This window comes from Paenibacillus sp. TSA_86.1, from assembly GCF_052691815.1.
The window spans coordinates 13,041-37,553 of sequence record NZ_JBQZGE010000015.1; the positions used below are offsets into that span (position 1 = coordinate 13,041).

25 protein-coding genes are annotated in these 24,513 nt (G+C 46.6%); 16 read left to right on the forward strand and 9 right to left on the reverse strand.

What is annotated here, in order from left to right:
* Window positions 1-27: 27 nt before the first annotated feature.
* Window positions 28-1,077 (forward strand): hypothetical protein, encoded by a 1,050-nt coding sequence (locus ACUTVW_RS22055; RefSeq protein ID WP_445647741.1) that lies wholly within the window; start codon window positions 28-30, stop codon window positions 1,075-1,077.
* Window positions 1,078-1,221: 144 nt separating this feature from the next.
* Here the strand turns inward: ACUTVW_RS22055 and ACUTVW_RS22060 are convergent, their stop codons facing one another.
* Together ACUTVW_RS22060 and ACUTVW_RS22065 are read right to left on the reverse strand one after the other, a co-directional pair.
* Window positions 1,222-2,328, reverse strand: a complete 1,107-nt coding sequence (locus tag ACUTVW_RS22060; protein ID WP_445647742.1) for a stalk domain-containing protein — start codon at window positions 2,326-2,328, stop codon at window positions 1,222-1,224.
* A 397-nt stretch (window positions 2,329-2,725) separates the two neighbouring features.
* On the reverse strand, window positions 2,726-2,932 hold the full coding sequence (locus tag ACUTVW_RS22065; RefSeq protein WP_311278476.1) for a hypothetical protein: 207 nt from the start codon (window positions 2,930-2,932) through the stop codon (window positions 2,726-2,728).
* A gap of 395 nt (window positions 2,933-3,327) precedes the next feature.
* On the opposite strand from ACUTVW_RS22065, the gene ACUTVW_RS22070 reads away from it, so the two are divergent.
* The 6 genes from ACUTVW_RS22070 to ACUTVW_RS22095 all read left to right on the forward strand — a co-directional run bounded on the left by ACUTVW_RS22070 (window position 3,328) and on the right by ACUTVW_RS22095 (window position 8,790).
* A complete protein-coding gene (locus ACUTVW_RS22070; RefSeq protein ID WP_445647836.1) occupies window positions 3,328-4,962 on the forward strand; it encodes a copper amine oxidase N-terminal domain-containing protein in 1,635 nt (544 codons plus the stop codon).
* 238 nt (window positions 4,963-5,200) lie between these two features.
* Complete coding sequence (locus ACUTVW_RS22075; RefSeq protein ID WP_434749347.1) at window positions 5,201-5,653, forward strand: disulfide oxidoreductase; 453 nt, start codon at window positions 5,201-5,203, stop codon at window positions 5,651-5,653.
* A 68-nt stretch (window positions 5,654-5,721) separates the two neighbouring features.
* Window positions 5,722-6,165, forward strand: coding sequence for a FixH family protein (locus ACUTVW_RS22080; protein ID WP_445647743.1), 444 nt, complete (start codon window positions 5,722-5,724; stop codon window positions 6,163-6,165).
* Between the two features lie 88 nt (window positions 6,166-6,253).
* The gene (locus ACUTVW_RS22085; RefSeq protein WP_445647744.1) at window positions 6,254-7,750 is read left to right on the forward strand and encodes an alpha/beta hydrolase family protein; all 1,497 of its coding nucleotides are present in this window, start codon (window positions 6,254-6,256) and stop codon (window positions 7,748-7,750) included.
* A gap of 24 nt (window positions 7,751-7,774) precedes the next feature.
* A complete protein-coding gene (locus ACUTVW_RS22090; RefSeq protein ID WP_445647745.1) occupies window positions 7,775-8,176 on the forward strand; it encodes a MerR family transcriptional regulator in 402 nt (133 codons plus the stop codon).
* 110 nt (window positions 8,177-8,286) lie between these two features.
* A complete protein-coding gene (locus tag ACUTVW_RS22095; protein WP_445647746.1) occupies window positions 8,287-8,790 on the forward strand; it encodes an SMI1/KNR4 family protein in 504 nt (167 codons plus the stop codon).
* Window positions 8,791-8,916: 126 nt separating this feature from the next.
* Here ACUTVW_RS22095 and ACUTVW_RS22100 read toward each other — a convergent pair whose 3' ends face one another.
* The 4 genes from ACUTVW_RS22100 to ACUTVW_RS22115 form a co-directional block, all read right to left on the reverse strand.
* Window positions 8,917-9,594, reverse strand: coding sequence for a deacylase (locus tag ACUTVW_RS22100; RefSeq protein WP_445647747.1), 678 nt, complete (start codon window positions 9,592-9,594; stop codon window positions 8,917-8,919).
* A 269-nt stretch (window positions 9,595-9,863) separates the two neighbouring features.
* On the reverse strand, window positions 9,864-10,832 hold the full coding sequence (locus tag ACUTVW_RS22105; protein ID WP_445647837.1) for an ABC transporter ATP-binding protein: 969 nt from the start codon (window positions 10,830-10,832) through the stop codon (window positions 9,864-9,866).
* 34 nt (window positions 10,833-10,866) lie between these two features.
* Window positions 10,867-11,667, reverse strand: coding sequence for an ABC transporter permease (locus ACUTVW_RS22110; protein ID WP_445647748.1), 801 nt, complete (start codon window positions 11,665-11,667; stop codon window positions 10,867-10,869).
* Window positions 11,664-12,440: an ABC transporter permease gene (locus tag ACUTVW_RS22115; RefSeq protein WP_445647749.1), complete on the reverse strand. Its 777-nt coding sequence runs from the start codon at window positions 12,438-12,440 to the stop codon at window positions 11,664-11,666. Before ACUTVW_RS22115 ends, ACUTVW_RS22110 begins: the two co-directional genes overlap by 4 nt.
* A 304-nt stretch (window positions 12,441-12,744) precedes the next feature.
* Between ACUTVW_RS22115 and ACUTVW_RS22120 the strand changes: the two genes are divergently transcribed.
* From ACUTVW_RS22120 to ACUTVW_RS22145, 6 genes are all read left to right on the forward strand, one after another.
* Entirely contained in the window at window positions 12,745-13,587 is an 843-nt protein-coding gene (locus ACUTVW_RS22120; RefSeq protein ID WP_445647750.1) for a DegV family protein, read from the forward strand.
* 209 nt (window positions 13,588-13,796) lie between these two features.
* Entirely contained in the window at window positions 13,797-14,609 is an 813-nt protein-coding gene (thiD, locus tag ACUTVW_RS22125) for a bifunctional hydroxymethylpyrimidine kinase/phosphomethylpyrimidine kinase (protein ID WP_445647751.1), read from the forward strand.
* Window positions 14,610-14,868: 259 nt separating this feature from the next.
* Window positions 14,869-15,549, forward strand: a complete 681-nt coding sequence (locus ACUTVW_RS22130) for a response regulator transcription factor (protein WP_434749356.1) — start codon at window positions 14,869-14,871, stop codon at window positions 15,547-15,549.
* Window positions 15,546-17,309 carry a sensor histidine kinase gene (locus ACUTVW_RS22135; protein ID WP_445647752.1) on the forward strand — a complete coding sequence of 588 codons (1,764 nt, stop codon included), beginning with the start codon at window positions 15,546-15,548 and terminating at the stop codon, window positions 17,307-17,309. Before ACUTVW_RS22130 ends, ACUTVW_RS22135 begins: the two co-directional genes overlap by 4 nt.
* Window positions 17,310-17,330: 21 nt before the next feature.
* Window positions 17,331-17,876 carry a CDP-diacylglycerol--serine O-phosphatidyltransferase gene (gene pssA / locus ACUTVW_RS22140; protein WP_445647753.1) on the forward strand — a complete coding sequence of 182 codons (546 nt, stop codon included), beginning with the start codon at window positions 17,331-17,333 and terminating at the stop codon, window positions 17,874-17,876.
* 14 nt (window positions 17,877-17,890) lie between these two features.
* Entirely contained in the window at window positions 17,891-18,376 is a 486-nt protein-coding gene (locus ACUTVW_RS22145) for a DedA family protein (protein ID WP_445647754.1), read from the forward strand.
* Between the two features lie 1,076 nt (window positions 18,377-19,452).
* Here the strand turns inward: ACUTVW_RS22145 and ACUTVW_RS22150 are convergent.
* From ACUTVW_RS22150 to ACUTVW_RS22160, 3 genes are all read right to left on the reverse strand, one after another.
* Window positions 19,453-19,728 carry a hypothetical protein gene (locus tag ACUTVW_RS22150; protein WP_445647755.1) on the reverse strand — a complete coding sequence of 92 codons (276 nt, stop codon included), beginning with the start codon at window positions 19,726-19,728 and terminating at the stop codon, window positions 19,453-19,455.
* 107 nt (window positions 19,729-19,835) lie between these two features.
* Complete coding sequence (locus ACUTVW_RS22155; RefSeq protein WP_445647756.1) at window positions 19,836-20,498, reverse strand: transcriptional regulator; 663 nt, start codon at window positions 20,496-20,498, stop codon at window positions 19,836-19,838.
* Between the two features lie 283 nt (window positions 20,499-20,781).
* Complete coding sequence (locus tag ACUTVW_RS22160; RefSeq protein WP_445647757.1) at window positions 20,782-21,972, reverse strand: cation:proton antiporter; 1,191 nt, start codon at window positions 21,970-21,972, stop codon at window positions 20,782-20,784.
* A 408-nt stretch (window positions 21,973-22,380) separates the two neighbouring features.
* On the opposite strand from ACUTVW_RS22160, the gene ACUTVW_RS22165 reads away from it, so the two are divergent.
* From ACUTVW_RS22165 to ACUTVW_RS22175, 3 genes are all read left to right on the forward strand, one after another.
* Entirely contained in the window at window positions 22,381-22,938 is a 558-nt protein-coding gene (locus tag ACUTVW_RS22165; protein ID WP_445647838.1) for a DUF420 domain-containing protein, read from the forward strand.
* A gap of 158 nt (window positions 22,939-23,096) precedes the next feature.
* On the forward strand, window positions 23,097-23,840 hold the full coding sequence (gene gpmA, locus ACUTVW_RS22170) for a 2,3-diphosphoglycerate-dependent phosphoglycerate mutase (protein ID WP_445647758.1): 744 nt from the start codon (window positions 23,097-23,099) through the stop codon (window positions 23,838-23,840).
* Window positions 23,841-24,168: 328 nt separating this feature from the next.
* Entirely contained in the window at window positions 24,169-24,348 is a 180-nt protein-coding gene (locus ACUTVW_RS22175) for a hypothetical protein (RefSeq protein ID WP_434749363.1), read from the forward strand.
* Window positions 24,349-24,513: the final 165 nt, after the last annotated feature.

A 24,513-nucleotide genomic window follows, 5' to 3' on the forward strand; every position in this document is an offset into this window, starting at 1 on the left:
TGAGATGTGATGAGAGGTGGGATTGAGATGGAAGCATTAACAAGAAATGTCTGGCAAGGTCTATCCGAACAGGACAAGCAGGAGTGGATGCGCCGCATTGAGCCTCAGTTGCCTGAAGGCATGAAGTATGAGGGGTTACAAACGTTTGAACGATATGGGCAGCGGACTCAGACCGGAGTGTTTATGCACGATGAAGAGCGGTTCGTATTTGTTCCAGGTGATCAGGTGACTTTGGGCTGGGAAAAGTGGCATAACGGAATGGATGAGGAAACTTCTGAGGAACTACATGAAACCGTTAGTGAATATGGGGTGCAGAATGTCGATTCATTTTTGGCTAGTCAGATGTCACCTGTTAGAGAAGTCAACATCGGCCCCATGCTCGTAGAATGTAAGACAATCCCCTTAGGGTGGATTGAGGTTACCGAGGAAGAGGCGTTTGCCCAGGAGCATGAAGATTTCCCTAAGGCCTTGGCCGAATTCAAGGAATCGGGGCTGAATGAATACGAACTTCACCTGCAATTTAAACTGATTCAAGACAGAGGAGAGGTGCGAATTCTCTGGTTTAATGAAGGGATCGAGTTGGAGGACATTGTACGAGAAGAAAGAGCAGACGGGTTTAGTTTGTTGACAGAAGATGAGTGGGAGTACGTATATGGAGGCGGCTGCCGTACGTTATTCCCATGGGGGGATAGCTTTGACTATACGATGAGATTAAGGCACTTGGGTAAGCCGGAGAGACCGGTTCAGTCTGAGCAAGCGTCGGTTGAACCAGAAACAGATGGAGAAGATCATCACCTTTATGATCTGGAGCTGCCAAACTTCTTCGGTGTACAGTTTGCCGGAGATCCATACAAATATGAGCTTACACTGGGTACAGATGGAGAAGTGATGCCAAAAGGTGGAGATGGCGGGGCTCTGATCTGTGGAGGAGCAGGGCCATTACTTAGTTTCCTTCCTTCTGCTTCGGTATTTTTCCGGGACGCTTGTGTAGATGAACTGGATTGGGAGGAATTGATGGACACGCTGTATTATCGCCGAGTGATCCGTCTGGCAGATGTAGAATTAGATCGCGAATAAAAATCGTTCAACACCAGGTACAGCCTCCCGGCTGTGCCTTTTTCATAAACAAAACACATACCAGGTCAGCTTTTACGTCTGGAGAACGGATCAGCCGAGATGATATGTGTTGTATGGTTAGTGCTTATCTATAGAAGCTAAAGGTTATTTCACTTTTTGTACAGCTACAGCCATTTGCTCGAGTTGTGTACGCGTCAATTGGTTATTTGGCGAGCTAAGTGTGACATAACGATCATCCAGCTTGAAAGTAAGCATGTCGGTTTTATCCGGTGTGTACCATTTCGCAGATACGCCGTTAGGCAGTTTTACCGTGTTGCCGTCATAACTGAACGCATAGTCTCTAGGAGATACCGTTACATTCATGCGGTTGAATACAAAGTTCACACCATCACCGCCTGCACCAACACTTTTGAATGCATCTCCCGCAACCATATGTTGTGGTGCATAAGCCGTGGTGAAGCCATCGAATTGAGCAAATGATTTACGGATATTATCGAGTTGCTGTTTGGAGTAGTTTACATTTTCAAAAGCAGTAATGCCTTGATCGTTACCACCTTTTACTTTTTGTACAGACACAGCCACTTGTTGCAACTGTGCTTGGGACAGTTTATGATCTGGCGAGCTTAGGGTGACATAACGATCATCCAGCTTGAAGGTCAACATGCCGATATCGCTTGGGGTATACCATTTTCCACTAACACCGTTGGACAGTTTAACCTCTTTGCTCGTGTAACCGTCCGAATAGTCTCTAGGAGAAACATCCACCTTCATATGGTTGAAAATGAAGCTTACACCGTCGCCAGCGGCAACACTTTTGAACATATCACCTGCAGTCATCCGTTGCGGAGCATACGCTGTCTCAAAGCCATCGAATTGAGCAAAAGCTTTTTGGATTGCTTCTTTCTGTGCTGCGGTATAGGTTACATTTGTCAGTGCAGATGGATTGTTATTCGTTTGACCGATAATGACTTGTTTCTTTGCACCATCGTACGTTACAGGCACATGAAGTGCATCGGCAAGCGCACGTACTGGAAGATAAGTCGAGTTATTATACGTGATTGGTGCAAGTGTTTTACCATTGCCGTCCGTTGGTGTGTATGCTGCACCATCTACGTTAAAGCTGATTCCGTGATTCAGGTAGGCTGAAATTTTCTCCAGTTGTGTACCGGCAAAAACACCAGCTGCTCCTGTTAAGGTCATACCAAGTACCATCATTGTAGCTACGGATTTCTTTATGTTCTTTTTCATCATATATCTCTCCTTTAAGTTGGGGTTATTTGTTGTCTTGCTGTTCCTTATGGCTTTATATTACCCCCCGAACTTATCCAGAATAATTCTGAATTATCTCCAACTTGTAAACATATGTAACGATCTTTGCGAAAACTAAGAAATAAGCAGCAGGCTGTAAATGAAGAAAGGCTCCACGTCTAGTCACTGCACGCATCTCTCCAACCTGGTAATTGCGTGAAATGGGTTGTCTTATGTTCATTTGAATCATGAGATTTATCATTTGCAGTACTACGTGGAAGAAACGGTACCGTAGTCAGGGAGAGGGGAGTTACCTCCCCGATGGTGGAGTATATTCAGCAAGGCATGCGGAGAGTTGCCACTTTCAAGAAGATGTTGCTTTAGTGTTCACGGAACCTAATCAATTGTACAAATACAGGACAAACCCGCCTATGCCCAATACCACGGCGCCGACGTATACATATGTAAGCTTGCTCAGGTTTTGCCGTGTACGGCGATCATATTCGGGGTTACTGATGCGATTGGCTTTCGAATTCCCGATGATAAGTGTAGCAATTCCGCCGAATAAGGCGATGCCGATAACCAATGCATAAGGTAGCCAAGTCATGAGTTGACCTCCTTTTCCATTCAATGGAGAGCGTTTGACTCTATTGTATCTCAGGTTTACTCGCAATGTAAGCTATTATTGAGAAATATAGGAAATTTGTGTGATCTGAATTTGAAGGATTTACATGCACATGTAGATGGAAGAATGACTTGAGTCTATACGCGATATTACAGTTTGAGGTGTATGTTTTAGACTCAGATCACTAGAATTTTAAATTTTTTTTAAATGAAAAAACATAGATGTATCAAGCATTTGCGGCTTTCTTTACTGAAAGCTGTAATTTTTTTTGTCTGTGGAGTGATCCAGAATGGAGAACCGTGCGTTACACCCTATGAAGACAACGACAAAGAAACAAAGGAACCAAAAACATACTTAAGGAGTGACACACAATGAAGATGAAAATGAAAACATTTATTGCACCAGTACTTAGCTTGTCTCTGTTAATGCCAGGAATCGCGGGAGCTGCTTCTGCACCTCAGACTTCCACTTCCATGACGATGATGAAAGCATCCGTGAATACACCTGCAGCTGATCTGAGAGCGAATCTGGATCATCTGTTGTCCGAGCACTTTGCTCTTGCGGTGACAGCTATGGCTAAAGCTTATGATGGAGCCAAAGATGCAGATGCAGCCTACAAAGCACTCGACCAAAATGCACTGGATATGCAACCGGCGATTGCTTCCCTCTACGGTGAGGCGGGTGCCAAAGAATTCGAACGGATCTTCCGTGCACATAACAAATACACCGATGACCTGGTGAAAGCAACCAAGATGGGTAACCAGGCTGGCATCAAGCAAGCTCAGGATAACATCAACGGATTCGTGGATGAATTCTCCACCTTCCTGAGCACGGCTACAGAAGGCAAATTGCCTAAAAATGCTGCTAAACAAGCATTGAAAGTGCATGAAGACCTCGTGCAAAAAGTATTTGATGAGTACGTAGCCGGAGATTACACGGATGCTTACAAAGCTTATCGTGAAGGTTTCAAGGAAATGTTTGACGTAAGTAAAGCACTTTCCACTGCAATCACTACACAAATGCCCGAGAAGTTCAACAACACCAAAGCGGATACCAAAGCAGCTGATCTGAGATCTGCACTCAACCATTTGGCTTCGGAACACTTTGCACTTTCCGCTCTGCAAATGCAGGAGCAATATGATGGACGCACTGCGGCATCGAATGCCCTCGTAACCGCAGAAGCTGGAAACACAGCGGACTTCAAAGCTGCGATTGCTTCTATTTATGGTAATGAAGGAGCGAATGCGTTCGAAAAAATCTGGGTGACTAACCATGTTAATGCTCAGAGTGATTATGTTAAAGCTGTAAAAGATAATGATGCTACCGCACGTGCAGCTGTGCAAAAACGGATCGACGGCTTCACAACGGAGTTTGCTACATTCCTCGATTCCGCAACAGCAGGCAACCTGCCAAAAGAAGCAGGACAACAAGCGCTGACAACGCATGAAAATCAAGTGCAAAAAGTGCTGGATCAATATGCAGCAGGCAACTATGATGCTTCTTACACCACGAATCGCGAAGGTTACAAAGTGATGTTTGGGGTAGGTCAAGCGCTCGGTAATGCGATTGTGACTCAGTTCAACGACAAGTTCCAAGAGACAGCACCAACAACGCCTGCACCAGCGCCAGACATGACAACCGTATGGATGAAGCTGAACAGCAAAATGCTGAAAATTAACGACAAAACAACGAACATGGATACCACACCTGTGCTTTGGAAAAACACAACATACATCCCGCTGCGTTTCCTGAGTGAAGGTATCGGCGCAACGGTGAAATGGGATAAAAAAGCGCAACAAGTTACCGTTATGGCTGGTGATGATACACTCGTATTCTGGGTGAACAACACGGTCATGGAAGTCAACGGTATGAAGAAAAACGTAGGTTCCACTGTATTTGTTAACAAAGATGGACGTACACAAGTACCGCTGCGTTTCATTGCTGAATTGCTGCAATGGGATGTGAAATGGGCTCAGAAAGATGGTTCTATTACACTGACCAAAGCAATGTAAGGGAAACGTAACGAAAAAATCAACCCTGTGATCTAATACACTCGATAAGTTGATATAATCAATCTCACATTCAAACTGAAAAGCTGCCCATGTGGCAGCTTTTTTGTATTCGCCTGAAAGAGCAAATATTTGGTATAATTAATCGCGTAGTTAATTACATAAGCATTCAAATAACTCAAGGAATACAACGTAATGCTAAAATCATTCAAAATGAACAATGAAAGAGGAGGACAGAGGTATGAGTGCAACATCCAATTCAGAGAAGCCTGCACGGAGCGTAGATACCCGATTGTTTATCGCCTGGGCTGTGTCTGTTATTGCAACCTTGGGAAGTCTTTATTTAAGTGAAATTAAGCAGTTTCTTCCATGTGATCTGTGCTGGTTCCAGCGCATCTTTATGTATCCGTTAACGATTCTGCTTGGTATCGCGTACTTCAAGGATGACGTGGGAATTGCCAAGTACGTGCTCCCGCTCAGCTTTATCGGGGGCGGCATTTCCTTGTATCACGTAACGATTCAGCGCATCTTCTCGGCTACCGGCAACGCGGTGGCATGCGGCAAGGTACCATGTTACACCGATTATTTGAACTGGTTTGGTTTTATCACGATTCCGCTGCTGGCTCTGATCGCATTTATCATCATTATCGTGATGCTATGGGGAATCGGTAAAACACCTAAATCTTCTATTTAAATGTTCTTTTTAAATCTTTTATCTAAATGTTCTTCCCAAATCCTCGTACGCAGAAAGGACCAATGGTGATGAAGGGACAAGCTCGCTGGTTTACGCCTTTACTCATACTGATTTTCATCCTCTCTGGCTGCTCTTATACGGAGCAGTCCGCCTCAGGTGAAATGCCAGAGATGATTCGAGTGAAACTGATGATACCCGATCAGGCGAAGGTGAACGAAGAGGTCGCTTTGCAGATCAAGCTGACCCAGGGAGACCAGCCTGTAGATCACGCAGATCATGTACAGTTCCAAATCTGGAACGAACAGAACGAACCTGCAGCACCTTCTATCGAACAAGGCATGATGAGTGCCGATGAGCTTGAGGCTCGTGGAGCAGTCAAGGCTAGCTCTGTAGGTGATGGTATATATGAAGTGAAACACACATTTCAGGAGCCGGGTGTATACGTGGTTCAGGCACATGTAACTTCAGGTGCAATGCATACGATGCCACGTACGAAGGTAACCGTCGAATAATTTTCATATGGAGTTAACTTAATCCTTGACCTTGAAGTATACTTCAAGGTTTATTCTTGTTGTAACAACAAGATTTGGAGGGAAAATCATGAAAATATTCGAATGGATTTTCGTACTTGTAACGATAGCTGGGGCGCTAGGTTTACCGTTTTATACGAAACGGCGGAAGCTTGCGACAGGTATGCTAACTGCCTTGATCATCGCATTTCTGCTGCACGCTATCTTGGATTCACTGCGCGTAATGTTATTGCCATCTTACATCGTTGCGCTCGTACTCTTTACCCTGTTAATCATTCAAGTGGTTAAATGGACTCGCAGTGTCGGAAGCATAGATTCGGCGCCACACAAGAAAAAGTTAACATGGCGTACTTGGCTTCGAAGCTTGTTCATCCTCATTCTGGCTGCATTCTCCGGTGTTGGGTCAGGAATGCTTACGAGGTATTTCCCGGCATTTACAATGCCCGAACCAACGGGACAATTCGCCATCGGTACATTTTCACAGCGGATCGTGGATGAATCCCGTGAAGAGACTCTTTCCCCTGAAGCTGGAGACAAGCGGGAACTGATGATTAATGTATGGTATCCGGTTGATCCGGAGGCTGCAAAAGGGGTTAAACCGGAGTCGTACCCTGCCGAATTGGGGGAAGCGATCAGTCTGGTGTTTGGCATCCCGCCTCAAGTATTCAGCTATCTGGATACGATACCGACCCATGTGGTAAAAGGTGCAGCGATGTCTAATGCAAGCAACTCTTACCCAGTTGTCCTGTTCTCTCCCGGTGTCCGGTCTGCCCGTTTTCAAAGTATGACTGCGGTTGAGGAGCTGGTCAGCCATGGTTATATCGTCGTAGGGATGGATCATCCGTATACGTCGGCTCGAGTAACTTTCCCGGATGGTCACAAGGTTTCTTATGATGCCGGGCCAGAATTTGCAACCTCGGAAGAACTGTATCAATATAATGTACAGGGAGTGGGCATTCGTGCAGCCGATGCACGTTTTGTACTCGACACGCTTGAACAGTGGAATGTGAGTGATCCGCATCAGGTGCTGGAGGGCAGACTTGACCTGAGCCACACGGGCATTATGGGACATTCGTATGGCGGGGCGACAACAGCCGAAGCATTGGCACAAGATGAACGTTTTCATGCAGGGCTCAGCCTGGAAGGTGGATTCTGGGGCAGTGTCTCCAAGTCGTCGCTGAAACAGCCTTTTATGTACATCATGTCTGGCAAGACAGCTAAAAGTCTGGGACCGAATCCTACCGAGCATGAAAAGTTATTCTATCCCGAATTTGAACCCGATCTGAAACATGTTATGAATAACAGTCTGAATGATACGTATTATCTGACCGTGGATGGATTTTTCCATCAGAGCTTTACCGATATTGCATTAATATCACCACGCTTGTTTGCCAAAGACATGTCTGCGGAGCATAATATCGATATAACGAGAAGTTATGCACTTGCCTTTTTTGACCGTTATCTGAAAGGAAAACCACAGCCGCTACTACATGGAAGTTCGGAGAAATTCCCTGAAGCAGCTTATGATAATGAGTATACAAAGATACGTAACGAACAAACGAAATAGTTTTTAGAAAAGGGGGAGATGGGTGTGGGGACTATGACAAGAGGTCAACTTGCCAAAAAGACGGGGGTAAGTATGGCAACACTTCGTTATTATGAGGACAGCGGTATACTTCCCACTCCTCATCGATCCTCCAATGGCTATCGCGTGTACACCGAGGATTATCTGGTCAAAATCAAATTCATCAAGGATGCGCAGATGCTCGGTTACTCTCTCAAGGAAATACAGGAGACCTTGGAGCTACTGAGCAATGAAGATATGGAAAAAGATACGTTGAAAACACTGGTCCGCGAACGAATAGCCGACATTCAACAGCACATCGATCATCTGGAGCAGATGCAGAAACATCTGGCTGTACTGCTGCTTACACCAGAGGACGATATCGACAGTTATATTCAGTCTTTTAGAGTGGACAAGAAAGGGCCGTAATCACGGCTCCTTCTTCTATTTATTATTGGAGATAGACGTTGCACAGGATTTCCGAAATTCTGTTTCGAAATCGATAACACAAATCAATCTACTGATAAGGAGCCGTGTGGATGGAGTTATTCAAAGCGTTCAAAGAATGGTCTGACCAAAACGATGGCCAGATTGAAATATTTACTTCTGCGGGGAAAATGACGTCTATAAATAGGCTGAAACCTGGAGCAACGCAGGAGAAGATTGAGGATATTTCAAATTTCTTTTCTGTCTCCTTACCTCCTGACTACATAAGCTTTCTACAAATATGTAATGGGGCCTCATTGTTCGAGCATCCTGAATATGGTGGAGAGACTTTTTTGTACTCTGTACAAGATGTCATACATTACAACGAACCAACAGATCGTAAGATTGTTGTGGCGAACATTCTTGATGATCGAATATTGATCGATTTAGATCGGTGGCAATCCGGCAAGGAAGAATACTTATTACTATGCGAAAGTATGAATCCCGTAGAGTTTTCAGGTCTTTTCAATAGTAATTTCGAAACATGGCTGGAGCGGTTCATTATCTCTCAGGGAGAGAAATTCTGGTATTGGAAAACAGATCGATATACTTTTTAAAAAGGTGTCCGGGACATACTTGAATCCGTGATGCTGCATGGATGATACCTAAAAAACCACCTCCATTGCACACCACCATGTCAATCATCGGGTTTCTGCATTGGAGGTGGTTTTTGTTTTTTTCGCTCAAGTCAGGCCTGCTTCACGTAGAAAATGATGCACAATCTCCGTCTGATGCTTGATCCGCATAGCGCGCTTCAGGCTCCAGCATGTTTCAACGGTAACGGACTTCGCTTGAAGTAACCTTGAAGCGGCTGTCCGAGCAGAGCCCGGCAGTTCATGCCGCTTCAGATTAAAATGATGCTTGCCCACCGGTATAGAACGGTTCATGCGTTCAATAACCCTGCGGCAGATCGGCACGCTTGAGCTGCCGGGGTTGGTGATCAGCGTTTGTCCGAGCACGCGTGGACTTAGCTGTGACAGACCGTTGGCTTCATGCAGATCAAGCCACCAGTCAGGTTGATACTCACGTGCAAGCTTGAACACGGCGGATGCCAGCGGATGCTTGGCTTTTCCGGACTTGCGGCGAGGGAAAGTACGATTCAGGTCGGGCTTGCCTCTGATTTTTTTCGCATAAGCCTGCTGGTTGACTCTCGGCACAATAATCAAGGTTCCGCGATGAATCACATGCCGCCCCGAGGCACAATCATCGGCAAGCTTCTGTGCAGCGGCCATGCTGGCGGTTTCATTGCCGTGAACTCCAGATGTAATCATCATGATGGGCCCGGGATTCGTTCCACGTACGATGTAATAAGGCGTAGCATAGGGACTGGGTGCAGCAAGAATATGTTTGGTCACAAGCATGACCCTCACCTCCGTTACTAGAGTACGTCATGTCCCTCTCTCCAGTAACGGCGTTCGAACAGCCTTGCAACCCGTTTCATCGTAAAATAGGCCAACCCCTGGTCTAGGGCGTGTCTTGAAACCTACTGAAGTGCATCTTTTACCGCCTTTTCGCCCCCTGCTGCGTCAGTTTCCCTTGACGTGCCCCGGCACACCTGCAGAAAACTTCCTTGCTTGGAGCGAAAATTCAGCAAAATCTGCTTTCTTCAGAGTTTTCAGACACGCCCTAATCAATAGACTTTGTGTATAACATCCTCGAAGTCCGGTTCTTTCATCTCAATATCGTCAATCTCTCCCCACTGCTCCAGCTCCTTCAAAATGTCCATCGTACGCCATTCCTTCCGGTTCACCAATGCAGTGAGCACCTGATTGTCCACACTTGTCACCTGAATGGCGGAAGGCAATGCATCTGGCAGCTGAACCCGTCCACGGAAGGTGACACGGATCAGTGTAGGCAGACCGATGGTATCCCGAAGGGAGGCGATGGTTCCGTCATATGTAAGCTGTCCGTGATTAATGACCATGACGCGGCTGCATAACTGCTCGATATCATCCATGTCGTGGGTGGTGAGCAAAATGGTTTTGCCAAACTCTTCATTTAATGTGCGCAAAAACTGGCGAATATTTCGCTTTGCATTCACGTCGAGTCCAATGGTGGGTTCATCGAGAAAAAGCAGTTCAGGATCATGCAGCATGGCCGCCGCCAGATCTGCCCGCATGCGTTGCCCTAGGGAGAGCTTGCGAACCGGGGTAGCCCAGAAGGATTCGAGATCCAGCAGTTCAGCGAACTGGGACAGCCGTTTCTTTTTGACCTCCGTACTCACACAGTACATCTCTGCCAAAATATCATATGAATCTTTTACAGGTAAGTCCCACCAGAGCTGACTTCGCTGACCAAAGACAACGCCGAGCTTGCGGACGGTCCTGCGTCGTTCCTCATGTGGATTCATTCCGCCAAGTCGTACCTCACCCTCGGTGGGGTGAAGAATGCCTGTCAGCATTTTAATCGTGGTGGATTTGCCAGCCCCGTTTGGTCCGATGTAACCAACAAATTCCCCTTGCCGGATATCAAAGCTGATATCACGAACCGCTTCTTTGGTCACATACTGGCGTGAAAACAAGGTGCGTACCCCTGAGAAGCGGCCTTCCCGCACGACAGGGGTTTTGAATTGTTTTTGCAGATTACGTGCTGTAATCATATTCATGTGTATTTCGCCTCCTTCGTTGATTCATTTAACTACCCGTGCTTTGATATTTAGTCATACCGAACGCCCAGAACCGCAAACTTGCGGCTAAACATATCACCGCCACCGCAGCAATGACTGCCAGTACCCAGGCGCCGCCTTCACCGCGCAACAGGTAGAGAGAGGGAATATAGTTTACAAATCCGACGGGGATGGCGGTCAGCAGGAGACCAGACATCCATTTGGGATAGAGGGTGAGCGGATATTGAGCTGCTGTACGGGCTGCATCTTCTGTAATGACCTGTAGTTCCTCAATACGTGTTGTCCAGAAACCCAGAGTCGCTGTAGCGAGTCCAATGGAAAAAAGAATGATGGCACCGGTCACAATGACGAACAAGGAGAGTGGAATAACCGTCCAGCCGATCTGCCCGCTGTGCATCATACCTGCCAGCGACCAGCAAAGAATGGATCCGCCCTGAAGCACTTCACCAATCATGATGCGGAAATTCTGCGGCATCAGTGCGAGCAGGACAGGCATAGGTCGTGTCAGCAGTTGGTCCAGCTCACCACCCACCAAATATTTCTCCAGATGATGCACCTCGTTGCCGAATGTACGATAGAGCGTTTTGGATAATGTCATGATGGCAAAGAGATAACCCATCTCATGTAGCGACCAACCCTGGATTGCGCCGAACTTGTGGAGCACTAGAGCAACCATCAGAAACTCGGAGATTTGAATGAGTGCAGCGAGAATGGACCCTAACACGAAATTGAACTTGTACTGCATCCGGCTGCGGATGCTGGTTCGAATGAGTATTTTATATAAATGGAACCATGAGATTGGCTTCATCCGCCCTGCACCTCCACTTTACGACGTAACACTTTGGTCATGGCAAGACAGAGCAGGGTCATGAACACACACCAAAGCAAGGTTCCCCACAGGAAGGAGCCATCTTCAAAACCAAGGTAAATTCGGGTAGGGACGTAAAGCAAGAAAGGATAAGGGGACAGCCAGGCTAGTTGTTCCAGCCAATCCGGCAGCCATTCCAGCGGGATGAAGAAACCGGCCAATAAGTTCATCAGGGCGTGATTAGCCCAGTGCAGCCAAGATGACTCCGTAGTCCACATGGATGTGACACCGATGATATAGTTCATGCAGATAGACAAGTATGCAGCGCCGGCAAGTGCAAGTACGGCATAGCCTATTGTGGCGGCCTCCGCAGGCCATTTCAGGGAAAAAACGATGGAGTAGAGTAGATAAATTGGAAGGCTTTTGTACACGAACTGGTAGGCGATCTGCCCCCATTCCCGTGCCATCAGGTGAGTGAACAGATGTACCGGACGCATGAGATCCAGTGCAATCTGCCCTGTCCTGACACTAAGCGGAATGCCGAGTCCATTGGTCAGGAAGCCTGAAATCCAGAGTGATGCTTGCGTGAACGCAATGTAACTGATCATCCCCTGAACTCCGTATTCTCCAAGCTGGTGGTCGGCCCCGATGCCGATCCAGAGACAGGCGTACATGTAACCAAACATGGCGCTTGCCAGGTTATGTACCATGTGTGCCCCGCGGTAGTGCAGGTTTCGGGCGTAGGCTTTGGAAGCCAACGTAAAATAAAGCATATGACACCTCCGATAAGTGGATTGAACGGCGGACCCGTTCACTTCAGTCAAGGCGAAAAAGAGAGAAGGACAACAGCATACCAATTTATCCCTTCACAGGCAAGACATTTTTTTAGAGAATACTGGAATTTTAGGATTGTTCATGAATGCGCCACAAGACAGGTAGGGGTCAAATCCTTTATAATCAAGAGGTAAAACCGCAAACGTTTACAATTGTTTTTATTCAAATTTAAAATAACCGCCGGGCATGTGCCTGACGTTTGGTAGAATACCAGCACGAAAGCCGGCAAGAGAGAAGGATGTCATGAAGAAAATTGCATGGGTCACCGACAGCACCAGTACAATCGATTCCGCTTTTGCGGAGCAAAATCATATCTATATCGTGCCGCTGCGCATCGTATTTGGCGAGGAATGTTACCGGGAAACCGAGGAAATCTCGTCGGATACCTTTTATGAGAAACTGGCAGCTTCTTCACACGCGAGCAGTTCACAGCCGCCGATTGGCGAATTTATTGAACTGTATGAGTCACTGAAGGACAAGTATGATGAGATTATTACGATTCATTGCTCTACGGAACTTAGCGGAACGCTCCACACCTCGATGCAGGCTGCGGACATTGCAGGCGTGACGGTTACCGCAATTGACTCAAAGGCAGGAGCCTATCCTCTTCGCGAGATGGTTATGCAAGGCCTGGAATGGCAGAAGCAAGGATGCTCGGCTACCGAGATTAAAACCCGCATTGAACAGATGATTGATAACATGTCTTTTTATCTGATCCCTGGCAGTCTTCAGAATCTTCACCGTAGCGGACGTGTGAGCGGAACACAGCTGATCATCAGCCAACTGCTCAAAATAAACCTGTTGCTCCGGTTTGAAGAAGGCAAAGTGGTGGTAAACGAGAAGATCCGGACGTTCAAACGTACCAAAGAGCGTATGCTCGATATGCTGAAGAAAGACATGGAGAAGGTTAAACATGTGTGTATTATGCATGCGAACAATGATGATGAAGCCCATACGATTAAACAGCAGATCGCAGAAATGCTTCCTCGCTTGAAGACAGAGATCATGCCGTTTATTCCAGTGGTCAGCATTCATACTGGATCGGGTACAATCGGATTGTGCTGGATTCGCAGTGAACATGCATAACCGCCTAAAAACTGATGGAGCACACTTGAAGTCCAAGTGTCTGCTTGGTCAGTTTTTTTCTAGATCTGTTACGGATCAAATATCGGAATGAAGACATGACTCGTTTCTTGCTGAAAACCATGCTCCGCTTGACTTGACATGCCATTGACATCCGCACCCACAAGGGATAGGATAGTGTCAACTGAGACACGAAGGAGATTAGAAAGACCATGACGATTCCAAAAACATTAACAATCGCTGGCTCGGATACGAGCGGTGGCGCAGGCATTCAAGCGGATTTGAAAACATTCCAGGAATTGGGTGTCTACGGGATGACCGTACTTACAACGGTTGTTTCTATGGAACCTGAGACATGGGATCACCAGGTCTTTCCTGTGGAGTTGAACGTAGTGGAAGCACAGCTTCGTACCGTTCTGGACGGGATTGGTTTTGATGCGATGAAGACAGGCATGCTCGGTTCAGTGGATATCATCGAGCTTGTTGCCAGACATATTCGCCGCAGTGGTCTGCCACAAATCGTTATTGATCCGGTTATGGTTTGCAAAGGTACAGATGAAGTACTTCAGCCGGAAAACACGGAAGCCATGATTGAGTTTTTGCTCCCAGGTGCAGATCTCGTAACGCCAAACCTGTTCGAAGCTTCTCAATTGGCAAAGAGTGGCCCGATTCGCTCCAAAGAACAGATGGAAGCTGCAGCCGCCGCCATTCATGCTCATGGTGCCAAACATGTTTTGATTAAGGATCGCGGTGTAATTAACCCGGGTAAAGCGATGGACTTGCTCTATGACGGGGCGAATTATGAGTGGTTCGAGGCTGATGTTGTCGGCTCCGGGTACACACATGGTGCGGGATGCACAACATCTGCTGCAATTACAGCCGGTTTGGCTCGTGGTCTTTCCGTGAAAGAGGCAGTTCGTGAAGGTAAAGCTTTCGTAACCAAAGCGATTGCTGGTGGGTTCCCATTGAACCGCTTTGTTGGCCCTACACTGCACGTTGCACATCGTTTGGAGCATCAACGTTAATCAAAGGTTACCAGAATATGATTGTGGTAAAAACATTCCGAATTACATCTCAAGAGCGGTCAACAGAGCGTATATTGTCTGTTGGCTGCTTTTTTTATGCTCATTTTGATAAAAAATAGTAACTTTTGGTATATATTAATCGTATATATGATGGAGCCGGTTCCTGAGTATAAACTGGATTCATCTGGATATACCAGGACACATGAACGACACATGGGGCAGGTAAATTAAGTGTAGAAATCGAGAAGGAGAGTCGGTCATGATCAGAACCGTGCTTCTGGTAGAAGACGAAAGCCGCATTCGTGAGATTGTGGCCGATTATTTTATAAAAGAACAATGGAATGTGATTGAAGCGGAGGATGGAGTTCAGGCACTGGAACAGCTAGCTCTGCATCAGGTGGATTTGGTCATTCTGGATGTATTAATGCCTGAAATGGATGGGTGGACATTATGTGGTCATATTCGCTCCACTTCTGCCGTACCTATTATCATGCTCACTGCAAGGTCAGAGGATGATGACAAGATTCACGGATTCCAGTTAGGCGTAGACGATTATGTCACCAAGCCGTTCAGCCCCCGGGTTCTGGTTGCGCGAGCGGAGACGCTGATGAAACGTGTAGAAGGTGCAGTGGGGCGCGAGCAGGGTGCCATTCGCTTTGGCGAAGTTACCCTCGATCCTTGGGCAAGACGTTTGGAGAGGAACGGAATTGAGGTAGAGCTTGCACCAAAAGAGTATGATCTGCTACTCTATTTGGCTCGAAATGCTGGCATTGTCTTATCCCGGGAAGCGATATTAAATCGGATATGGGGATTTGATTTTGAAGGTGATTCCCGTGTGGTAGATACGCATATCAAGAAGCTCCGTAGTAAACTGGGCGATGAAGCAAAGTGCATTCGTACCGTCATTGGCACAGGCTACCGTTTTGAGGCAGAAGCATGAGAAGAAATGGCGTAACGATGAAGCTGTTTCTGGTCATGGCCGGATTTGTGGTCCTGTTATATGGGACAACGGTGCTTGCCCAGCTGATCTGGTTCCCCGATTTTTACCAGCATCAGAAGATTACCAGTATGAAAAAAAAGCTATCCAAGTTTGAACAGCAATACTCTGACAGTCACTGGAGTGATATGCAGCTTGCGAAGGAAATGGGTAGATTCATGCGACAAAATCAGTCCCATCTCATTATATTAACGAACACAGGCAAGCTGGTAGATGATCCCTTTCATATCACGCTTCTTCAGGAAGACGGCAAACGTGTGAAGGTATCGTTGTCGCTGTTCATTAATAGTGAAAACGCAGGCTGGATCAGGTCGCATCTCAAATTTGGACAAAAGCTGACCGTAAAAGGGTCTTCCAGCGATCAGGGAAAAACAGAACCTACGGTGTATCCCTTCAAAATTCAAAATGCAGCTTCTGCTGCATGGGGCACAGAAACTTTTCAAGAATCGCTGTTACCTGTGCAGGAATGGACGGGAGTTCTAACGGAGGTTGTGCTGCCGGACCTTTCTACCTGGAGTCAGAGACAAGGTCTGCTCGTGCAGGCTCTGGACAGTCGATTCCCGTTGTCGTCAGAAGATCAGCAAAAACTGTCTAATGGCAAAATGATTAATGAAGAATGGACGGAAAGCTGGAGCGGAGTGCGTAATATCATTACCATTGCTCCTGTGCACCGTGCAGGTGCGGAGCAGCAGTTGATTTTCTCGCTCACTTCCCTGCAGGAGGTGCGGGAAGCGAATGAAGCTACTCGTTTATTTTATGGATACTTTGGTATAGGTGCCTTTGTACTTATTCTGCTGCTCGCGCTGTTACTGTCCAAAATCATAACCAAGCCTTTAATCGCTTTGAACCATGTGGCGAAAAAGATGTCCACGCTGGATTTCACGGTGAGATCATCGATCCGGCGCAAGGATGAGATTGGAAGCCTTTCTGATAGTCTGAATGCTTTATCAGGCACACTGGGGCAGACGCTGGAAGAGCTTAAGCAGGCCAATGATCAGATGCGTACCGATATGGAATTGAAGCAGCAGATTGAACAGCGTCAGCGTAAGTTTTTTGCCGATGCTTCTCATGAACTCAAGACTCCGATCAGTATTATCAAGGGTTATTCCGAAGGGCTAAAAGACGGTGTGAGCGAAAGCAAACGGGAACGCTATATTGAAGTCATTGTAGACGAAGCCATCAAGATGGAAACCATGGTTGAGGAAATGCTGGATCTGGTCAGACTGGAATCTGCTGCGATTCAACTGAATATCGGAGCGGTTGCTCTGGCGGATATGATTGAAGATATTGCTGGGCGTCTTGGGCCTCAGTTGAAAGATAAAGGACTTGAAGTGGTGCTGGTCTCCACAACGGAGCAGACCATTGAAGGGGATCGAAGCAAGCTGGAGCAAGTATTTTACAATATTATGATGAATGCTATACGCCACGCGGTTCCGAAAACCGATATAATGATTGAGATTAACAGGCACGAAGGTTGTGTTCACGTCACGATTGAAAATAAAGGCGAACACATAGCAGAGGACGAACGTCAATATATATGGGAGAGATTCTATCGTGTAGAGCGCTCGCGCAATCGCAAAATGGGAGGGACCGGGCTAGGCCTGGCCATTGCGAAACAGATTCTGGATCTGCACGGATGTGGTTATGGTGTGGAGAATACACCGGATGGCGTACGTTTTTATATTACATTTCCTAAAGCCTAGTATGAAAGGAAGTTAAATTTTATGAAGTCTTTACCATCCATTTTAACCTTGGGGAATTTAAGTTCGGGGATGCTTGCGGTCATTATGGCGATTCATGGGGAGTTTGCCTTGGCTGTGACCATGATATGGGTTGCGATGTTCTTTGATTTGTTTGATGGATATGCAGCACGCAAGCTACATTGCGAAGGGGAATTTGGCAAGGCACTAGACTCCCTCGCCGATGTAGTCTCCTTCGGGACAGCACCCGTGCTGATTTTGTACCTCAATTCGATGACTGAAGTTGGGATAATCGGTATGGCACTGACGGCACTATTCCCGGTGTGTGGAGCTTTGCGTCTTGCACGTTATAACTGCCAGAAAACACCGGTTAGCGGTTTTGTCGGTATGCCAATTACATTTGCAGGCGGGCTGATGTCTTTCTTCGCCCTGTGGAGTCCTTATTTTAATCAAGGTGTAGCGTATATCGTTATTATTGTGTTATCCGGTCTCATGGTTAGTCAAATCCGATTCCCTTCATTGAAGCAAATACTGCCCTCTCATGAGAAGGATATTGTGGAACCGAAATAAGGAGCGAGTCACTTATGGAAATTGCTAAAGAGATTATTGGTCAATATGGGTATTTTGCAATATATGGTATACTCGCTCTTGGTGTCATTGGGATGCCAATTCCGGATGAGGTGCTGATGACCTTTGTTGGTTATCTCGCCTCCATCTCGGTTCTGAATTATTCCGCGTCCATTTTAGTTAGCTTTGGCGGGGCGTTTACAGGAGGACTGTTGAGTTATACGATCGGCAGAAAAGCAGGCAGGCCTCTGTTTGATAAATATGGCAAATGGATCGGCGTAAACGCCAAGCGATTCAGCAGGGTGGAGACATGGTTTCTGAAATATGGATCCTGGTCCATTATTCTCGGTTATTTTATTCCAGGTATTCGTCATCTGATGTGCTGCTTCTCCGGCATGAGCCGTATGGCGATGAGCAGATATGTTATTGTATCCGGTATTGGTGCCTTTGCTTGGTGTGTCGTATTTATCTCGATTGGTTTCTATGTGGGTGTGTTAACCTAGATTGGACAACCTTAGTGGCAGACGGACAGACTAATTTCTAAATACATCTTAGGATTGAAGACCTCTTTACGTTTAAGATGGTCTTTTTTTGCTGTGTATTTTCTGAGAAAAGTAGCAGCAATAGCAGAGCCACACCAGAACCAAACCAGAAGCACATCAGAACTAGGCCAGAAGCACATCAGCAGCATGTCAGAAGCAAGCAAGCCAGAACTAGGCAAGAACCACACCAGAACCAATCCGCAACCCAACTAGAATCACGCCAAAGCACGACAGAAGCATATCAGATGCGAACCAGAATCAAACCAGAACCATCTACAAGCACGCCAAAGTACATCAACAGCGCATCAGAAGCACATCGGAAGTACGCCATAAGCGCACCAAGAAACACACTAAGAACCAAACCAGAAGCACACTAGAACCAAACCAAGAAGTAAACCAAAAGCACATCAGAACTATACCAATTCCGTCTTTATTCTATGCTAAGCCCACCCTAGATCAGCAAACTTCACAGCGAGTCCATTACAAGCCAATTCCATTTCAATAATCAACGAGAGAGCCACTGGAATAGACCAATTAGATGTAAAACTCCTCCTCAATAATTCTAACGATCACAGATGAGCTTATTTGCACGGTTTTGAGCTGTCTGGAATTCTAACGATCACCAGAGAGCTTATTTCAGCAAAAATACAAGAAATAGACCTGTTTTCCCACCAAATGACCGAAATAAGCTCTCCTGAGATCGTTAGAAAATAAAAAGGTGTAATATACGCCAAATAGCGTCTCTGGTGATCGTTAGAAAATTGCTGCTCATAAATTTCGCATAAGACTGCGGCTGCTTCGTAATCAACAGCTAAAACACTTTGAGACCATATTCAGTCATCAGCGGCAGATCGGGCTGTACCACCAGAGAGTCACATTTGGTTATATGCAATGCACATAGGGAGTATGAGTACCTAAGAACATTGTGGAGAAACGTTCACGCCTAAGAAGACACGTGTAACGTGACACATCGGAGCCACATTCACTCATAAATCAGCCACGGGAAAGTAATCATATAATACATAAATACTGTGATGCTACATCCACCTACCCACGGTTACGGGATCAAATGCAATCATTACACCGCGGGACAACGTTTGCCAAGCACATCCGACTACTACACCGCGGGACAACGTTTGCCAAGCACCTCCGACTACTACACCGCGGGACAACGTTTGCCAAGCACCTCCGACTACTACACCGCGGGACAACGTTTGCCAAGCACCTCCGACTACTACGCCGTGGGACAACGTTTGCCAAGCACCTCCGACTACTACGCCGTGGGACAACGTTTGCCAAGTATGTCCAACCACTGCACCACGGAATCACATTCACTATGTGTGGGACACGTGCTAACACTGCACTCAGGAACTAAGACTGCACATTCGAGACACGTCCGAGGCACATACACTTACTCGTTTTACGCTCGTAGAGCATAAGTTCGATACCGCTGATTGCCGCTCGCGACATATATTATTTGTTGGTCCAACAGGCTGCGGAGAACCCGTCTTGTGTGGACGTCAGAGATACGCAGATGTGTTGCGAGCTCCAGAGGTGTAAACGGCCGAATTATACGTCTAGCATACCGGACGGCCTCAGCATCCAACCAGTTCAAGGATGCTGGTGCATCTGCCGCCATAAACTTCCCCATGAAAGCCAGCACGAGTTGCTGGCACTGTTTTGGCTCGTCTTTGATGGAGAGATAAGCAATTGGAAGAAAAGTCCAATCATCCAATGTTAGTAGACAATGCCGCCAGCATAGATCTTTGAAACGTCTCACATCCAGATCACGGGCGTGAGGCCCGTAACCCTGAATCTCAATACCGCCCTTTACACCGTTACCTGGTAAGTAGGCAAGATCCAGGTAGCGATAGCCGTTGTGAAAATCCCGAACTTCCCATTCCGGATGCAGATGGTTGAAATTTTTCATGACGGGGAACCAGACGGAACGCAAAAACTCCAATGTACCGTGTTCAAGACCCTGTTCGATTCGCGAACGAACCCTTGGATTGGTTTCCTTGGCGATCAGCGCTTTCATCCATTCTTCATATGCCTCATCAAAATTTTGATTTATTGTGCTCATGACGATACATTCTCCTTACCAAGTTAGATAAAAAAATGTAAAAAGCCGCTTTGCCCAATCTTTCCTGCCTCCATGATTGGGAGGTTGGAAAAATGGACAAAGCGGCGTGTGCTTCACGACTCAACTGATTAATAATTCACTGATGTAGTGACTTATTTTATTAGATTTTCATTCGATTTGTATATTTTTTTGAAGTTTCTGTACCAATTCTGTTCTGGTCAAATACTAAACCAAGTATAACTCAGACCCAGTTTAGATGCTACTCCCGCTTAGCGTCTGCTGCTCACTCGTTCCGATGTGAATCTTCAATCCCTTGTTCCACACGTTGTTCCCCTTTCTTACGGGCAAACGTGATTTTGAGCAGTGGGGGTGTAACCAGTGTGGTGACGATTACCATGATCACAACGCTGGTAAAATATTCAGCATCAAGTAAACCGGACGCAAGTCCAGTCGAGGCAATAATAAGGGCAACTTCGCCTCTGGAGATCATGCCCGCACCAATAGCTATCGAAGAAGGACGGTCAAAACCTGTCAGCCGGGCACCAACTCCTCCGCCAAGAATCTTGGTCACAATGGCAACGATGCTTATGACAACGATCAGACCAAGCTGTGAGCCAACACCCTCAAAGGTTACATTCAGTCCGATGCTGACGAAAAAGACAGGCACAAAGATGCTGTACGCAATCGGTTCAACCTTTTGCTCCACCTCATGTTTGAAGCCGGTTTGAGACACGGCTATACCCGCCGCAAATGCGCCGATAATCCCTGCAACACCCATCCATTCCGCGAAGTAGGAGAAACCAAAGCAGATGATGAGTCCAGCCGTAATCACGGTTTCCGTTACACGCAGCGGAGCCATCCATTTCATAATCCGTGGTACAAGCAGCCAGCTTGCTGCAATAATGATGACAAAGAACAACAGCTTTTTACCTATGAGCCAGCCAATCGAAACGTCTCCGCCACCTGTTCCAAGCACACTCATCATCACCGCCAGCAGAACAACGACGAGCACATCATCGACTACGGCTGCCCCTAAAATGGTTGTGCCCTCACGGGAACTAAGCTGATCCATATCCTTCAACGTTTGCACCGAAATGCTTACGGATGTGGCGCAGAATAACAGACCAAAGAACAGCGCATGTGTCTGCGACATGCCAAAGGCAACAGCCGAACCGTATCCTCCGATAAAAGGTAAAATAACCCCGCCCACCGCGACAGCGAAAGCGGACTTCCAGTTCTTCTTTAATTGCTCCAGGTCGGTTTCCAGACCGGCGATGAACATGAGCAGCAATACGCCGATCTCGGCCATGTAATGTACAAAATCAGTTTTTTCAACCCAGCCCAGCAGGGCAGGCCCGAGAATAACACCCACAATCAGTTTTCCGAGCACGGATGGTTGACCTAACCGGACAGACAGATCACCGGCCAGTTTAGTGAAAATCAAAATAAGGACAAGTGCTAAAATAAATTCCACAGACGATTTCTCCTCTCAGATCGCAACGTACTTAGAATATCCTTTCCAGGGGGAAACAACCCGTCCCAGCCAGCCTGGAAAAGACAAAAGGCATGGAACAACGATAACAAGTTACCGTTCCATGCCTGTAAAAGACAAAGAGGGACCCTTGGTGACAGGCTCCTCCATAGTCGATGCGTATGTAATTAAGTGAATTAATTATACCACATCTGCAGACTCAGGTAAAATAGGGCTGGGGTGAAGAAGGATGAAAAAGGCTCTAAACGGGCATTTATACGTAAAGGCAGCTTATTTTTGTTCAGAGTGTTGTCACTTAACAGCCCTGAATTGCCGCGATATAATGATATAGAACACAGAAAGTTAGGATATGAGGAGGATTTTGCATTGGCTAAAAAGGATACAGGGGAACTGAACACGTCCAATCGGGCGACCCCGACCAGTAATAAAAATTTCGCAGGTATTATTATTACCATCTCCATTCTTGCTAACGTTATCATCTTGTTATTGTTCTTCGCACCATCAATCGGTTACAAAGGTGAGGTGACGTTCGACATTACCGTGTTGCCGCGCTTTAACGCCGTGTTTAACAGCTTCACCTTTATCTTTTTGCTTGCTGCGCTAATCGCGATCATTAAACGTAACGTCAAGCTGCACAAGCGCTTTATTTTGGCGGCATTTTCAACGACGCTCCTGTTCCTGGTGACGTATCTGACGTTCCATTATCTTTCTCCGGAAACGTCCAAGTTTGGCGGCGAGGGTATCATTCGTTCGATCTATTTCTTTATTTTGATTACACACAGTATTCTGGCTGCGCTGATCGTGCCGCTTGCGCTATTTACGTTAGTATGGGGCTGGACAAACCAGTTGCAGAAGCACCGTAAAATTGCACGCTGGACTATGCCGATCTGGCTGTATGTCAGCTCTACAGGTGTAGTCGTTTACCTGATGATGGCACCGTATTATTGATTTCATTTCATACCATCAATGTTTCGTGGGATGAATGTTGTTTTGACTAAGCTGATAATGGCCTGGAATGAGCTGGATCCATTCATTATGCATGCGGCTAATGGTGTATAAGTTCGCTGGTTCTAAGGGTAATGTATCCAAGGAAGGAGGGTCACGTGATGTACAGAATAGTGTTGATTCGCCATGGACAGAGCATGTGGAACGTGGAAAACCGGTTTACCGGTTGGACGGACGTGGATCTGACGGAGGATGGGTACGGTGAAGCGCGCAAGGCCGGGAAAATCCTGAAAGAGCAGGGGTTTGATTTTGACTGTGCCTATGCCTCGGTATTAAAACGTTCCATTCGTACACTGGATATTGCGCTGGATGAGATGGACTTGATGTGGATTCCCATTGAGAAGACGTGGAAGCTGAATGAGCGGCACTATGGAGCGCTGCAAGGGCTGAACAAGCAGCAAACAGCTTTGAAATACGGGGAAGACCAGGTTCATGAATGGAGACGTTCGATAAACATTTCCCCACCACCTCTGGATGAGAATGACGACAGGTATGTGCAAGATCTGGACAAGTACAAACGCCTTGGCTGCACGATCCCGCGTACCGAGAATTTGATGGATACGTCCAAACGAGTGCTGGAATACTGGGATGCAGAGATTAAACCGATGGTTTCGGCGGGAAAAAGAGTACTGATCTCCGCGCATGGGAATACGCTCCGTTCACTTGTCATGCATCTGGACCAATTGTCCGAAGCAGACGTGATGGCGCTCAACATCCCGACCGGCATTCCGCTTGTCTATGAGTTGAACGAAGATCTGCACCCGACCGGTCATTTTTATCTGACCGCCGATGGCTCCACCTACAAACACGAAGAGATGAGCCACGTAGCTCGACCATCCGATTGATGACGAACCCGCAGACCTCAAACATCTCGTTAAACGGTAGGAAATCACATGATGCGTAATAAGTTTATATGGCGTCAAAGAAATCATGAGATAGCTTATATAGGTTCGCGTAATGGAGCACAATATTTAAGAATCAGGATGATTGCCGAATGTTAGTTCATTCGGTAATCATCTTTTTTGTACTGCTGAACCTGACATCAGGGTTGTACCTGATGGGGGAAACGATTTATTTTTTCGAAGGCAAGCCTTGGGATCGTTTCGTTTGCGCTAGATCGGGTAAAACTCAAACAAGACACGATGTACATGAATCCAGAAGGAGGAGAGTTACATGTCGAAACGCAAATTGCTCATGACGGCGATTGGAGCTGGCGTGACGTATTTAATGAGGAATAAGCAGGCCCGAGACAAGGTCATTAGCACGGTATCCAATATGGTGAAAAAGAACGGATCATCATCTCGTACCGCTACCCCACGGGTGGAGGTTAATAACAGAGAGTGGAAGAATTAAGGCAAGGCCGTGAAAAGTAATCGTGAAAAGTAATAAAATAACTAACAGAGCCTGGGACGGTTGTTCCGGGTTTTTCTGATATGCTGCCCGCACGTGATTGGCATTGAGCGCCTATGCGATTTTTTCCAGGAAGAATGATACAATGGATACTTGCAGAACGTATGG

What these genes read in the sequence shown, in the direction of transcription:
- ACUTVW_RS22095 (WP_445647746.1), top strand. Translation starts at nt 8,287, where the DNA reads ATGGAGTTATTCAAAGCGTTCAAAGAATGGTCTGACCAAAACGATGGC.
- ACUTVW_RS22055 (WP_445647741.1), top strand. Translation starts at nt 28, where the DNA reads ATGGAAGCATTAACAAGAAATGTCTGGCAAGGTCTATCCGAACAGGAC.
- pssA (WP_445647753.1), top strand. Translation starts at nt 17,331, where the DNA reads ATGAAGTCTTTACCATCCATTTTAACCTTGGGGAATTTAAGTTCGGGG.
- ACUTVW_RS22115 (WP_445647749.1), bottom strand. Translation starts at nt 12,440, where the DNA reads ATGCTTTATTTTACGTTGGCTTCCAAAGCCTACGCCCGAAACCTGCAC.
- ACUTVW_RS22155 (WP_445647756.1), bottom strand. Translation starts at nt 20,498, where the DNA reads ATGAGCACAATAAATCAAAATTTTGATGAGGCATATGAAGAATGGATG.
- ACUTVW_RS22105 (WP_445647837.1), bottom strand. Translation starts at nt 10,832, where the DNA reads ATGATTACAGCACGTAATCTGCAAAAACAATTCAAAACCCCTGTCGTG.
- gpmA (WP_445647758.1), top strand. Translation starts at nt 23,097, where the DNA reads ATGTACAGAATAGTGTTGATTCGCCATGGACAGAGCATGTGGAACGTG.
- ACUTVW_RS22070 (WP_445647836.1), top strand. Translation starts at nt 3,328, where the DNA reads ATGAAAATGAAAACATTTATTGCACCAGTACTTAGCTTGTCTCTGTTA.
- ACUTVW_RS22075 (WP_434749347.1), top strand. Translation starts at nt 5,201, where the DNA reads ATGAGTGCAACATCCAATTCAGAGAAGCCTGCACGGAGCGTAGATACC.
- ACUTVW_RS22060 (WP_445647742.1), bottom strand. Translation starts at nt 2,328, where the DNA reads ATGATGAAAAAGAACATAAAGAAATCCGTAGCTACAATGATGGTACTT.
- ACUTVW_RS22065 (WP_311278476.1), bottom strand. Translation starts at nt 2,932, where the DNA reads ATGACTTGGCTACCTTATGCATTGGTTATCGGCATCGCCTTATTCGGC.
- thiD (WP_445647751.1), top strand. Translation starts at nt 13,797, where the DNA reads ATGACGATTCCAAAAACATTAACAATCGCTGGCTCGGATACGAGCGGT.
- ACUTVW_RS22130 (WP_434749356.1), top strand. Translation starts at nt 14,869, where the DNA reads ATGATCAGAACCGTGCTTCTGGTAGAAGACGAAAGCCGCATTCGTGAG.
- ACUTVW_RS22120 (WP_445647750.1), top strand. Translation starts at nt 12,745, where the DNA reads ATGAAGAAAATTGCATGGGTCACCGACAGCACCAGTACAATCGATTCC.
- ACUTVW_RS22175 (WP_434749363.1), top strand. Translation starts at nt 24,169, where the DNA reads ATGTCGAAACGCAAATTGCTCATGACGGCGATTGGAGCTGGCGTGACG.
- ACUTVW_RS22110 (WP_445647748.1), bottom strand. Translation starts at nt 11,667, where the DNA reads ATGAAGCCAATCTCATGGTTCCATTTATATAAAATACTCATTCGAACC.
- ACUTVW_RS22100 (WP_445647747.1), bottom strand. Translation starts at nt 9,594, where the DNA reads ATGCTTGTGACCAAACATATTCTTGCTGCACCCAGTCCCTATGCTACG.
- ACUTVW_RS22145 (WP_445647754.1), top strand. Translation starts at nt 17,891, where the DNA reads ATGGAAATTGCTAAAGAGATTATTGGTCAATATGGGTATTTTGCAATA.
- ACUTVW_RS22080 (WP_445647743.1), top strand. Translation starts at nt 5,722, where the DNA reads ATGAAGGGACAAGCTCGCTGGTTTACGCCTTTACTCATACTGATTTTC.
- ACUTVW_RS22135 (WP_445647752.1), top strand. Translation starts at nt 15,546, where the DNA reads ATGAGAAGAAATGGCGTAACGATGAAGCTGTTTCTGGTCATGGCCGGA.
- ACUTVW_RS22085 (WP_445647744.1), top strand. Translation starts at nt 6,254, where the DNA reads ATGAAAATATTCGAATGGATTTTCGTACTTGTAACGATAGCTGGGGCG.